The sequence below is a fragment of the Desulfolithobacter dissulfuricans genome (assembly GCF_025998535.1).
GTDB lineage: Bacteria > Desulfobacterota > Desulfobulbia > Desulfobulbales > Desulfobulbaceae > Desulfolithobacter > Desulfolithobacter dissulfuricans.
Window position 1 is genome coordinate 1,443,734 of the sequence record NZ_AP024233.1, and the last position, 12,146, is coordinate 1,455,879.

General features: G+C 56.4%; 13 protein-coding genes. 8 read left to right on the forward strand and 5 right to left on the reverse strand.

What is annotated here, in order from left to right; all coding sequences use genetic code 11:
* Positions 1-2 precede the first annotated feature (2 nt).
* From GF1_RS06400 to GF1_RS06420, 5 genes are all read left to right on the forward strand, one after another.
* Positions 3-1,079 carry a TRAP transporter substrate-binding protein gene (locus GF1_RS06400; RefSeq protein ID WP_267928795.1) on the forward strand — a complete coding sequence of 359 codons (1,077 nt, stop codon included), beginning with the start codon at positions 3-5 and terminating at the stop codon, positions 1,077-1,079.
* Positions 1,080-1,177: 98 nt separating this feature from the next.
* The gene (locus tag GF1_RS06405) at positions 1,178-1,699 is read left to right on the forward strand and encodes a TRAP transporter small permease subunit (protein ID WP_267928796.1); all 522 of its coding nucleotides are present in this window, start codon (positions 1,178-1,180) and stop codon (positions 1,697-1,699) included.
* A complete protein-coding gene (locus GF1_RS06410; RefSeq protein ID WP_267928797.1) occupies positions 1,696-3,027 on the forward strand; it encodes a TRAP transporter large permease in 1,332 nt (443 codons plus the stop codon). Before GF1_RS06405 ends, GF1_RS06410 begins: the two co-directional genes overlap by 4 nt.
* On the forward strand, positions 3,024-4,232 hold the full coding sequence (locus GF1_RS06415) for an MFS transporter (protein ID WP_267928798.1): 1,209 nt from the start codon (positions 3,024-3,026) through the stop codon (positions 4,230-4,232). The genes GF1_RS06410 and GF1_RS06415 overlap by 4 nt, the downstream gene beginning before the upstream one ends.
* Positions 4,233-4,399: 167 nt before the next feature.
* Positions 4,400-5,107: a TIGR04211 family SH3 domain-containing protein gene (locus GF1_RS06420; protein WP_267928799.1), complete on the forward strand. Its 708-nt coding sequence runs from the start codon at positions 4,400-4,402 to the stop codon at positions 5,105-5,107.
* A gap of 165 nt (positions 5,108-5,272) precedes the next feature.
* Here the strand turns inward: GF1_RS06420 and GF1_RS06425 are convergent, their stop codons facing one another.
* From GF1_RS06425 to GF1_RS06440, 4 genes are all read right to left on the reverse strand, one after another.
* Positions 5,273-5,590 (reverse strand): cupin domain-containing protein, encoded by a 318-nt coding sequence (locus GF1_RS06425; RefSeq protein WP_267928800.1) that lies wholly within the window; start codon positions 5,588-5,590, stop codon positions 5,273-5,275.
* Positions 5,591-5,814: 224 nt separating this feature from the next.
* Entirely contained in the window at positions 5,815-6,111 is a 297-nt protein-coding gene (locus tag GF1_RS06430) for a hypothetical protein (RefSeq protein ID WP_267928801.1), read from the reverse strand.
* A gap of 69 nt (positions 6,112-6,180) precedes the next feature.
* Positions 6,181-6,372, reverse strand: a complete 192-nt coding sequence (locus GF1_RS06435; RefSeq protein ID WP_267928802.1) for a hypothetical protein — start codon at positions 6,370-6,372, stop codon at positions 6,181-6,183.
* Between the two features lie 102 nt (positions 6,373-6,474).
* Entirely contained in the window at positions 6,475-6,837 is a 363-nt protein-coding gene (locus GF1_RS06440; protein ID WP_267928803.1) for a hypothetical protein, read from the reverse strand.
* 957 nt (positions 6,838-7,794) lie between these two features.
* Between GF1_RS06440 and GF1_RS06445 the strand changes: the two genes are divergently transcribed.
* Positions 7,795-10,416 carry an ABC transporter substrate-binding protein gene (locus tag GF1_RS06445; RefSeq protein WP_267928804.1) on the forward strand — a complete coding sequence of 874 codons (2,622 nt, stop codon included), beginning with the start codon at positions 7,795-7,797 and terminating at the stop codon, positions 10,414-10,416.
* Between the two features lie 205 nt (positions 10,417-10,621).
* On the forward strand, positions 10,622-10,795 hold the full coding sequence (locus GF1_RS06450; RefSeq protein ID WP_267928805.1) for a hypothetical protein: 174 nt from the start codon (positions 10,622-10,624) through the stop codon (positions 10,793-10,795).
* A gap of 20 nt (positions 10,796-10,815) precedes the next feature.
* Here the strand turns inward: GF1_RS06450 and GF1_RS06455 are convergent, their stop codons facing one another.
* Positions 10,816-11,265 carry a YaiI/YqxD family protein gene (locus GF1_RS06455; RefSeq protein WP_267928806.1) on the reverse strand — a complete coding sequence of 150 codons (450 nt, stop codon included), beginning with the start codon at positions 11,263-11,265 and terminating at the stop codon, positions 10,816-10,818.
* A 184-nt stretch (positions 11,266-11,449) separates the two neighbouring features.
* On the opposite strand from GF1_RS06455, the gene GF1_RS06460 reads away from it, so the two are divergent.
* Positions 11,450-11,719 (forward strand): hypothetical protein, encoded by a 270-nt coding sequence (locus GF1_RS06460; protein WP_267928807.1) that lies wholly within the window; start codon positions 11,450-11,452, stop codon positions 11,717-11,719.
* Positions 11,720-12,146: the final 427 nt, after the last annotated feature.

The following is a 12,146-nucleotide window of genomic DNA, read 5'->3' on the forward strand; positions in this document are numbered from 1 at the left end:
GAATGAAGATTCTGACAAGAGCTGTTGTTGCCCTCGCGGCCCTGGCCATGCTGGCAACCCCGGCGCTGGCCCAGAAAACCGTGAAATGGAAGCTGGCCATGACCTGGCCCTCGACCCTTACTCCGCTGGCCTCTCCGCCCCTGCGGCTGGCCGAGATGGTCAAGGAGATGAGCGGCGGCAAGTTCATCATCAAGGTGGAAGGCAAGGAAAAGCACAAGGCGCCGCTGGGCATTCTTGATATGGTCAAGGGTGGCCAGTACCAGATGGGCCACAGCGCGTCCTACTACTGGAAGGGTAAGGACATGAGCATGGTCTTCTTTACCACCGTGCCCTTCGGCATGACCGCCTTTGAGCAGTATGCCTGGTTTTACTATGGCGACGGCATGAAGTACATGCAGCAGGTCTATGACCGCTACAAGGTCCTCAGCTATCCCGGCGGCAACACCGGCGTGCAGATGGGCGGCTGGTTCCGGAAGGAGATAAAGTCCCTCGATGACCTGAAGGGCCTGAAGATGAGGATTCCCGGCCTGGCCGGCGAGGTGTTTGCCAAGCTGGGCGTCAACGTGACCAATATCCCGGCCGGTGAGCTCTATACCTCCCTTGATCGGGGCACCATCGACGCCCTGGAGTGGGTTGGCCCGGGCATGGACATCAAGATGGGTTTCCACAAGATCGCGCCCTATTACTACACCGGCTGGCATGAACCGGCCTCCGAGATGCAGTTCCTGATCAACAAGCGGGCCTACAGCAAGCTGCCGCCCGAGTACCAGGCCATGCTCCAGTCCGCCATGAAGGCTGTGGCCTCGGAGATGTATTTCGAGAACTTTGCCGGCAGCGCCGAGGCCTGGGAGAAGATGAAGACCGAGTACCCCAACATCAAGGTCAAGACCTTCCCCAAACCGGTTCTCAAGGCTATGAAAAAGGCCACCGACGAGGTGCTTAACTCCTATGCCGCCAAAGATCCGGTATTTAAGGAGATCCTCGAATCCCAGCGGTCGTTCATGAAAAAGGCCCGCCAGTGGACCATTATCTCCGACTACAACTACATCAAGACCTGCCTGGAGCTGGAAGAAGACTGATTCCCTTTTTTCTCTTGCAGAAGGCTTTAGTTTTCCGCCCTGTCAGACCACTTTCGGCAGGGCGGATCTGGTTTTCGATCCTGATGGATCTTTTTTTTTTGGCACAGTTATCGGTCATGCTGGATATCCTCGAAAAGATAATAATAAAAATGGTGAACGGACTGGGCAGGATTTTGTCGGTGCTCCTCCTGCTCATGGTCCTCAATGTCTCCTGGGACGTGATGATGCGCTATCTCTTCCACAACTCCTCGGTGGGCATGCAGGAGATGGAGTGGCATCTGTTCGCTGTCATCATCCTCTTTGGTATCTCCGTGGCCCTCAAGGACGAGGGGCATGTCCGGGTGGACTTTCTGTTTGATAAATTCAGCCCGCGCAAAAAGGCGATCGTCAACATCATCGGCACCCTGTTCTTCCTCATCCCCCTGGCCCTGCTCATCTTCGGCGGCTCGCTGGAATTTGTCCGGGACGCCTACGAGACCCATGAGATCTCTGAAGATCCCGGCGGGCTCCCTTTCCGGTGGGTCATCAAGGGGATGATTCCGCTGTCCTTTGGATTCCTGATCATCAGCGCCATCGGGTACATCCTCCAGAACGTCAGGAAGTTGAGGGAGATAAAATGACTGGTATCATCATGTTCCTTGCAGCGCTTGCGCTGCTCACCCTGGGCTATCCGGTGGCATTCACCTTCGGGGCCGTGGCCATGTTTTTCGGGGCCATTGCCGCCTATATCGAGCTGCTACCCCATCCGGCGCTGGCCGCGGTGGCGGAAGAGTTTTTTCTCATGTTCTCCATGATGCCGTTTCGCATCTACTCCATCATGACCAACACCATTCTCATGGCCGTGCCGCTTTTTATCTTCATGGGCATTGTCCTGCAGAAGTCACAGCTGGCCGAGCGGCTGCTGGAATCCATGGGGGTGCTGTTCGGCAAGGTCCGCGGTGGCCTGGCCATCTCCACTGTCCTGGTGGGAACGCTGCTGGCCGCCTCCACCGGCGTGGTCGGCGCCAGCGTGGTGGCCATGGGGGTTATTTCCCTGCCGGTCATGCTCAAGTACGGCTACTCCAAGAAGATCGCCACCGGTACCATCTGCGCTTCGGGAACTCTCGGGCAGATCATTCCGCCCTCCATTGTCCTGATCATCCTGGGCGACGTGTTCCAGCTCCCGGTGGGTGACCTCTTTCAGGCCGCACTCTGGCCGGGCCTGACCCTGGTGGCCTGCTATATCTTCTATATTCTTGTCGTTGCCTTTCTGAAGCCCGAGGTGGCGCCGGCCATCAACGTGGACCCGGCCGACAGAAAGGGTTCTCTGAAGCGGGCGATCTTTGCCATCCTGCCGCCCATGACCCTGATCGTCCTGGTGCTGGGCTCCATCTTTGCCGGGGTGGCCACTCCGACCGAGTCTGCTTCGGTGGGGGCCCTTGGCTCCATGATCCTTGCGGCCATGTATCGGAAGCTGAGCTGGAAGATCGTCATGGACTCCTCCCTGGAAACCGTCAAAATCACCGCCATGGTCTTTGCCATCCTCATCGGTGCCACGGCCTTTTCCATGGTGTTTGTCTACACCGGGGCGGATTCCATAGTGGAGCAGTTCATGACCAACCTGCCCGGTGAGAAATGGGGTTTCCTGGTCCTCTCCATGGTGGCGATCATGCTGCTCGGGTTTTTTATCGATTTCATCGAGATTTCCTATATCGTGGTCCCGATCCTGCTGCCCATCGCCGACACCATCGGTATCAACCCCATGTGGTTTGCCATATTGATCGCCATGAACCTGCAGAGTTCGTTTCTTACCCCGCCCTTTGGCTTTTCTCTCTTCTACCTGAAGGGCGTCTCGCCTCCTGAGGTGCACACCACGGATATCTATAAGGGGGTCCTGCCCTTTATCTGTATCCAGGTTCTGGTGCTGGCATCCCTTGTAATCTTCCCTGGACTGTACGGATTCAAATGAACCACAGTGATCGGAAAATACTGTCAGTCACCTGTTACGGTCATTTCCTGAGCCACTGCAACATGCTGGTCTTTCCGGCCATCCTGCTGCCGCTTTCCAGCAGGCTGGGCCTGGGCATGGCCGAGACCCTGGAACTCGGGTTCTGGATGTACCTGCTGTTCGGGATTACCGCCCTGCCGTGGGGCCTGCTCTCGGACCGGTTCGGGGCCAGGCCGCTGCTGGCGCTTTTCTATGTCGGCGCCGGGGTGTCGGCCCTGGCCAGTGGATTTTTCATCGATGATCCGCAGATCCTTCGCTGGACCCTGGCCGGCATCGGGCTCTTTTCCGGCATATACCATCCGGCGGGCCTGGGATGGATAGCCTGCTGTGTCTCCCGCACCTCCACCGGCATGGCCTATAACGGCATGTTCGGCAACTTCGGCCTGGCCACCGGGCCGCTGCTGGCCGGTCTCATCAACTGGCTCTGGGGGGCCCAGGCGGTGTACGTGGCCGTCGGCCTGCTCAACCTGGCCGGGATTGTCTTTCTCGTCCAGGTCCGTACCGAGTCCCAGAAAAAACAGACCAGCCACAACAGTACCAATAGTAGCGCCTCCTGGCTCGGCTTCGGGGTCCTGCTGGTGGCCATGATGCTTGGCGGCATCGTGTATCGTGGCACCACGGTCACCCTGCCATCACTCTTCGAGTTAAAGGGCCAGGGGATCTATACCACTCTCAGCAGCCTGCTTCCCGGAACCTTGTCCGGTAACGTGGTGGCCACGGTGATCACCTCCGGACTGTACCTGGTGGGGATGCTTGGCCAGTTTGCCGGTGGCCGGGTGGGGGAGCGGTTCGACCTGCGCCGGGGCTACCTGGCCTTTCACCTGGTGACCATCCCGCTGGCCTTTGTTATCGGCCGGGTGACCGATGTGCCGCTGGTCCTGCTGGCCACGGCCCACTCGTTTTTCCTCCTGGGGATGCAGCCCATCGAGAACACGCTGGTGGCCAGGCTCACCCCGCCGGGCCTCCACAGCTCGGCCTATGGGATGAAGTTCGTCCTTACCTTCGGGATCGGGGCCCTGGCCGTCAAGCTGGTGCACCTGGTGGAAAGCAGCCGCGGGCTTGCGGCCGTGTACCCGGTCCTGGGGCTGGTGTCCATTCTCCTGGTGCTGACCATCGGCGTTCTGATCAGGGCCACCCCACAGCTGTCACCATCCAGGCACGGTTGAACTTGCAACTGATTCGGGGTATGTGTGTATATCAGGTTTTTTCAAACAGTATGTACTGCCCGCGAGAGAAAGCCGGCCGGGCAATACGTCAATACTTTGGGCAGGCGGATTGAGCTGGTTTGCAGAAAAGAGAGGTCCCGATGTCTGGTTTTACAGGAGTGCGCACGATGAGCCGTTTTCTTTTATTTTCTCGATGTTTCCCGGTGATGGTGGTTGTTCTCCTGCTCTGGAGTGGCGCGGCCATGGCCGAGATCCGCTATGTCAAACCCTCGCTGGAGGTGCCGGTACGCCGCGGCCAGGGCATGGACTACCGGATCGTGGTGATCGTCAACGATGGCACCAGGGTAGAGCTGCTTGAAGAACAGGGTGACTGGGCCAGGATCCGCACGGAAAAGGGCAAGGAGGGATGGATTCTCAAAAGGTATCTCTCCACGGAGCCGCCCCTGAACGAGGTGGTCTCCAGGCTGAAGAAGGAAAACAGGACCCTGCAGGAAAAACAGGCCACGTTCAAGGAACGGATAGCCGAACTCAAGGCGACCATGCAGGAAGAGATCGATTCCCTGCAGGCAGCGCTGCAGGAGAGCGAAAGCCAGAAAGACGAGTGCCTGGCCGAGCTGGACTTGGTCCGCAACCAGTACGAGGCCCTGCAACGGGATGCGGCCGATGTGGTGCAGACCAAGCAGCAGCTGAAAGACACCCGGCGGGAGGTGGAAGAGGTCCGCCAGCGCTACCTGACCGTGGAAGAGGAAAACCGGCGCCTGCGCAAAAACACCAGCATCAAGTGGTTCCTCGCCGGCAGTGGAGTGCTCCTCATCGGCTGGCTGATCGGCCTTGGCAGCGGCAGATCCCGCAAACGCCGCTCCTCCCTGCTCTGATTGCCGTGACCTGCCCCGGAGGACACTCTCCTCCGGGCAATACCGTCACCTGGAACGGCCGGTACGGAGATAAACATAAACGTCCCGCCCTGTCCCGAGTCTGCCTCCGACCCTTGGGAATGGCCCCTCAGGGCGGTGATTTCTTGACCGCGTACCGGCGTCTTCTCAAATAGGCGGCGCAATAGTCACCACAATGCGCATGTCCGTATCCGCCTTGACCCCGTGGGGCTCACGAATATCCGAGATCAGCATGTCCCCGGTCCTGGCCGGAATCTCTTCGTCGTTGTCCGCCAGAAAAGCCCCCTCTCCCTCGATCACCAGGATACTCAGCTGACCGTCCAGATCATGGCTGTGGACCGGAAAGATGGAACCGCCCTTGATGTTGAAGTTGAGAATCTTGAAAAACTCAGAATCGTGCAGCACGATACTCTTCATCCCCAGGGGACTGAACTCCCTGGTCTCGTTGAGATCTATCTTTTTCATGAATGCATTCCTCTCTCTGGTTTTTGCCACGGCCATTCCTGTTCCCCGGTCTGTTTAATTCAACCGTGACACATTTAGTGCCATCGAGAATACCATAAAAATACCATGGATAAACCTGGAAAAATTTGAACGACTCCAAAAAAAACACGGCCTGCTCAAAATCCTCAATCCGTGACGAAAGTGCTGGAAAAACACCGCTTCTTTGCAATTAACACATTGAAAATTCAACAAAAATATTGCAATATTTTCCTGTCGTAAAAACTCTCTCGGCAGATGAAAACATCGGACTGCCAGATGTCATTGGGGTACTCGGCCTCGAACCGGCGGCGGTCCACCTTTACAGCGGGATTTCTGCCGGAAAGCCCTTCCTGTCTCAGGATGCGGTAAGCGGTGGACAGGGAGATGGTCAGGTCCGGCGGGCAGAGATTTCTTTTTTTCATCTCGTGCAGCAGCCTGGCCACGGGTAGCCCGGGCATCTGCCTGCGCAGTTTGACCAGCGCCAGGATGGTCTCCTCGTCCACCCTCCGGCTCCTGCCCCGATCACTCCGGTGGGCGGGATAGAGAGCGCTGATCTGCCTGCCGCTCTCTGTCTACAGGCGCATCCAGTGCCTGATGGTGGAGGCAGAGATCCTGGTGCGGTTCGAGTAGGGGATATGCCAGCGCTGGTTGCTCTTGCTGCGGATCATCTCCGCCATGGTTCCGGGATCAAGGCGGGTGCAGACCAGATCGCTGATCACACCGAAACGGAACAGGGCGACTTCTTCTCGTTGTTTTTCATCCATGGAATCCTCCTTGGTTGAATGGATATGAACGGTTGAGTTCGGTCCATATCGCTACCAATCCTGGAGGAATCCGGGTAGGGATACAATACGGTAGGGTGGGGGTTACATGGTTCTGTTCTCCTGTAATTCTGCGCTGGTAACAGGAATGAAGCCTTTGTTCATGAGGAGGTTGAAAGCATAAGCAGGGGAGCCGGAATAACTGATCCCGAGGATCAGGGCAATCATGCGGCCGAGACGGCGCCACCACTGGCGCTGTCTCGGCCTGGCCAGGTCAGGACGCCAGCGGTTCTTCTGGCTTCGATAGGCAATGGTACCGCGTTTTCCTGGATGAAAGAACGAAACCGGGGGAAGTAGCCAACCGGTTTCAACCGGAATACCCTGCCGCAGCGATGACATCGCAACCGGCGGATAGAGATCGGTTCCGGACAGCAGGAAAAATAGGCCAGCACAAAGCCGTGCCCCCACAAGCGCAGAGTTCCGCAACAAGGGCACCGGTCGAACTCCGGCCAGGGAAAAAATCGGCCAAGGAGAGCAGTGTGTCGAAGACAGACGATATCCTTGACGGAAACGGGAACAAAAAGTACCAGTGATCCAACTCCAGGCAGGAGCTGCTACTCCTGCCTGGAGGGAGTGATGGGCCTCTTCGATAGGCTCATCACTCCACCTCTATTCATGAAAGGAAGACGTCATTCAAATAATCCGATTTCTCACTGGTCCCTGTCAACAGAATCTGAAAAATTTCTCATCTTTTTGTGAAGGGAATTTAAGAATCAACAGACAGCCTTGCAATACTTCCGGTACACCTAGGCCATGCTGTTACGGACTAGGGCCTCGTTGACGCTCACTCCGTCTGCGTATACGTAACCGCCAATTAAACCTCACCTAACTGACCGATCAACTGCCCAGGCTTGGTGGCCGCCATTAGCCTCGTTTCGTGACCGTACCGGGACATGGGCGGATTACCTGTGGAGTTTTGGCTTTGTAAAAAGAAATAAATATCATTCTAAATTGTGGTGACCTCTACAATCTGAAAGCCAGTTGTGGTACACTGGTTCAGGTAAAAAGGTTCCAGGTCAACGATCATGCGTTGTCCAGGTTATCGTTATCCTGGAGAACCGGCCCTGTCCGCTTCATCTGTACCGTCTCCCTGAAGTTGTCAGCGTCTCACGTAACCACAGACAGCTGCGGATGCCTTGGCAACCTGCAGAGCGTCGAGGTGCGTCTGGGGCTGTGTGAAGGGCGTTCGATACTCTGAGGGCCGCGTGCCGGCCCGGGAAGTGAACCTTTGAACTGTTCCGGGCCGGCATGGTTTATCGGTGCAATGTCTGGTTGTGCCGGTCTGACGGGGTAGACATTGAAACTGAAACGCTCAATTTTGGAAAAAGGAATGTGGCTTGTACGACAAGTCCATGATGAGGCGAGATGAGGAAGGCTCTTCTTCTGATATTCCTGCTGGTGTTCAACAGTTGTTGTTCTGTCGCTGCCCAGGCGGCAGGTACGGAGGACGGGCTGGAGGAGGTTGTTCTGCAGCTCAAGTGGCAGCATCAGTTCCAGTTTGCCGGCTATTATGCCGCTGTAGTCAAGGGATTTTACCGGGAAGCAGGGCTGAAAGTTATCCTGAAGGAAAGGAAACCTGGGATAGCCATTGCCGATGAACTGGTTTTCGGTCGGGCACAGTTTGCGGTGGAGATGCCGGGCCTGCTGCTCGAACGGCAGGCTGGCAAACCGGTTGTGGTCCTGGCGGCCATTCTCCAGCATTCCCCGGAGGTGGTTATAGCCCGGAAGGATACCGGGATCGCCAGTCCCCATGATCTGATCGGCAAGCGTCTCATGCTGATGCCCCATGGTAATTTCGAAACAAGAGCCATGTTCAGCCATGAAGGGATACGCAGCACTGATCTGACCATTCTCGATCACAGCTGGGATATCGAGGATCTGATCTCCGGCCGGGTCGATGCCCAGAGCGGTTACCTGACCGATATGCCGTATGTGCTGGAAAAGCGTGGCATTGCCTACACGTTGCTCTTTCCTATCAATTATGGAATCGATTTTTATGGAGACTGCCTCTATACCAGCAGCAGGGAGATGCGGGAGCATCCGGAGCGTGTCAGGGCCTTTCTGGAGGCAAGTCTGCGTGGCTGGCAGTATGCCATGGAGCATCCCGAGGAGATGATCGATATCATCCTGGAACACTACAGTACCAGGCTCAGCAGAGAAACCCTGCGGTACGAGGCGGAAAAGGTGCGGGAACTGATGCTGCCCAGGTTCATCCAGATCGGGCACATGAATCCCGGAAGGTGGCGTCGCATTGCCGATACCTTTGTCGAGCTTGGCATGCTCAGCGCGGATTTTCCCCTGGATGACTTCATCTACTCGCCTGATAAGGCAGCGGAACGGCCTTATCTGCGGCTGATTCTCCCTGTACTTGCCACCGCCATGCTGCTGGTGGCCTTCGTGGCTCTCCTGCTTTTCACCTTTAACCTGAAACTGAAGAAAAGCGTGCAGGAGAGAACCATGGAGCTGGCCATGGGCGAGCAGCGCTTCCGGGAAATCTTCAACTCCACCAGCGATGCATTGTTTATCCACGACCCTGTCACAGGTCAGTTGCGCGATGTCAACGAGACCATGCTCAAGATGTATGGCTGTACACGGGAGGAGGCACTTTCCAGGCAGCTTCAGGACTTCAGCGTGGGCAGGCCGCCATACTCCCAGGACGATGCAAGGAAGTGGCTGCAGAAAACCCTCACCGAGGGGCCGCAGGTTTTTGAATGGCATGCCAGGCGAAAAAATGGAGAGCTCTTCTGGGTGGAGGTGTCGCTGAAAAAATCGACCATTGCCGGGGAAGATTCCATCCTGGCATCGGTCAGGGATATAACCGATCGCAGGCGCCTGGAAACCGAGTTGCGGCAGGCACAGAAGATGGAAGCCATCGGCACACTTGCCGGCGGTATAGCCCATGATTTCAATAACATCCTGACGGCTATCTTCGGATATCTTGAGCTGGCCATGTTCAGGGGAGCCAAAGACGCTACCCTGCTGAATCATCTTGAGAAGGCGCATCTCGGTGCCGTCAGGGCCCGTGATCTGGTCCGGCAGATCCTGGCTTTCAGCCGCAAGGCAGAACAGAGTAAAAGGCCTCTCAAACTGGTAGACATCATCTCTGAAGTGGTCAGCCTGCTCCGTTCCACTATTCCGGCCTCCATCGAAATCAGGCAGGATTTCCGTTCGGAGGCCCTGGTGTATGCAGATGAGACCCAGATGCACCAGGTGATCCTGAATCTCTGTACCAATGCCTATCATGCCATGGAGCATACCGGAGGGATCCTTACCCTTGCCCTGCATGATGTTGCAGTAGACAGCGACCATCCGCAACCCGGGATCACGCTTGATCCCGGCCGGTATGTGCGGATTATGGTCCGTGATACGGGATCCGGCATGGATGAGAAAACCATGGCAAAAATCTTTGAGCCCTATTTCACCAGTAAAGAACATGGTAAAGGGACCGGTCTCGGGATGGCTGTCGTCCATGGGATCATTAAAGATTGCCGTGGGGAGATCGTCGTGGAAAGTGCGGAGGGGCATGGTTCCACGTTTACGATTTATCTACCGGTTCATGGGGCCAGGGCAATAGCTGGCAGGGAACCCCAGGCGGAACAGGTCGATTGCCGGGGAGATGCACAGATCATGGTGGTGGATGATGAAGAGACCATCAGGGAGCTGGTCAGCGCATTCCTTGGTCAGGAAGGTTATATTGTCGAGGCCTTTGAAAATGGTTTTGCGGCCTGGGACCTTCTGTCCAGGGATCCAGAGAGATGGGACCTGTTGATCTCCGATATGACCATGCCGGGCATGGGCGGGCTGGAACTGGTGAGGCGGGTAAGGGAAATCAGACCTGAACTGCCGGTTATCCTCTGCACCGGCTACAGTAAGGATATGAACGAGGTCGAGAAGAAAAATGAACTCGGCATTGGTATGTTTCTTCAGAAACCCTTGACCAGAGATGAGTTGCTGCAGGCCGTATGCAGCGTGCTGCAAAAAACGTAGTGCCTTTGTCTCGGCAGCCAGGGTCGGGGGGCGGATGGTTCAGGCTTTTGCAGAGGTCATGGCGTTTACCCCGCGGGAGGGGGTGATAACTTTCTGAAACTTTGCTGGTTTTGTCGATGGACGGGTGCCACCGCAGAGCGGGTGGCACCAGGTAGTGTTTGGGGCCGTTCGGTGATTGGTGTTGAAGTTGGGGAAGGGCTCAACTATGGATGATGACAACCTGTTTGATGAGGATGATGCCCTGGATCGGATCATGTACGAAGAGCATGCTGCAGAGGGGCAGGAGAAACCAGGGGGCCCTGGTTGTTTCGCCGGGGTGGTGATAGTGGCAGTGCAGGCAGTGGGTGCAGTTTATGGTGTGTTGCAGGTTGTCCTGTGAGTTTTTGGACCGGTGGTTTTCTAATCTGTGTGGCCGGTCAGGAACCGGTCCAGGCTGTTGGCAAAGGTTTGCCGATCCTGTTTGCTCAGGGCTGGCGGGCCGCCGGTGTCGATGCCGCTGGCGCGGAGGGTATCCATGAAATCCCTCATGCTCAGGCGGGAGTTGATGTTCTCGGTGGTGTAGAGTTCACCGCGGGGGTTCAGGGCATGGGCTCCCCTTTCGATGACCCTGGCGGCCAGGGGGATGTCGCCGGTTATGACCAGGTCGCCGGGGTTGAGCCTTTTTATGATCTCATCGTCGGCCACATCAGGTCCTGCCGCTACCTGGAGGAAGGTTATCCAGGGGGAGCGGGGGATGCGCATCGGCTGGTTGGCGACCAGGGTCATCTCCACCCTGGTACGTTCCGCCGCTCGGAAGAGGATATCCTTGATCACTACGGGACAGGCGTCGGCATCGACCCATATTTTCATTGTTTTTTACCTGGTTCTGGCTGTGAGCTCATGTATTGTTCCGGCCCGGCAAGGTCGGTGGGAAAAAACTTGCGTTTCGTTTCGGGCTGGGTAAGCTGACAGGACGTTTTGCGTATTGGGGTCGGTCCCCAGCTTTGCGGGGCCGCCTTGTCCTTACAAATTTTCACTGTGGGTATTGAAGAGTATGAAACGATTTGCCAGCCTTGCTCTGATGTTGATTTTTTTCTCTTTTCCTGCTGTCGCTTCCGTGGGCGCGGCGCCTTCGGACAAGTCGGAGCGGCGTCTTGACAAGGGCAGTGGCGGTCCCATGCAGAGTCTCATGTTTTATGAGGCAGCAGAAGAGGATGCCGAGGACATGATGGCCACGATCATCGTCGAGGATGAGGACGGCAAGGACAGGGCGGCTGCCGGGCACGATGAGAATGGGGAGGAGAAGTCAGACGCTGCAGACTGATTTCGGTCGCTCCTCGCCGTACCGGGGGATGTCTCTTCCCCTTCCCGGGAAGGACACTGGTGCTGAAACATAAACGTAAGTCGTCACAGGCACCCCATCTTTGCGCGGTCGCGTCTGTCCGCATAGAGGGGCTATAGCGGCCAGCCACGACTACACAAATATGTGGCGCCTGAGACGGCTTACATTTTTTCCCCTGCAATATCGGTCTGGTGCGCACCCTGTAATCAGTTACACATAAACAGGCCGGACTGCTGCCCGGCCTGAGTGTGATTCCTTTCTCTGGCAGTGTTCGTGGCTGCTATTACTTCTTCCTGAATCCGTGACGGAAAAATTACTGTTTTGGGTTAGCTGCCTTGAATTTCAATCAAAATGAAGAGATAATATTGGGTTTTCCAATTCACCCATTTGTAATGGAGCCGCCCTTCGG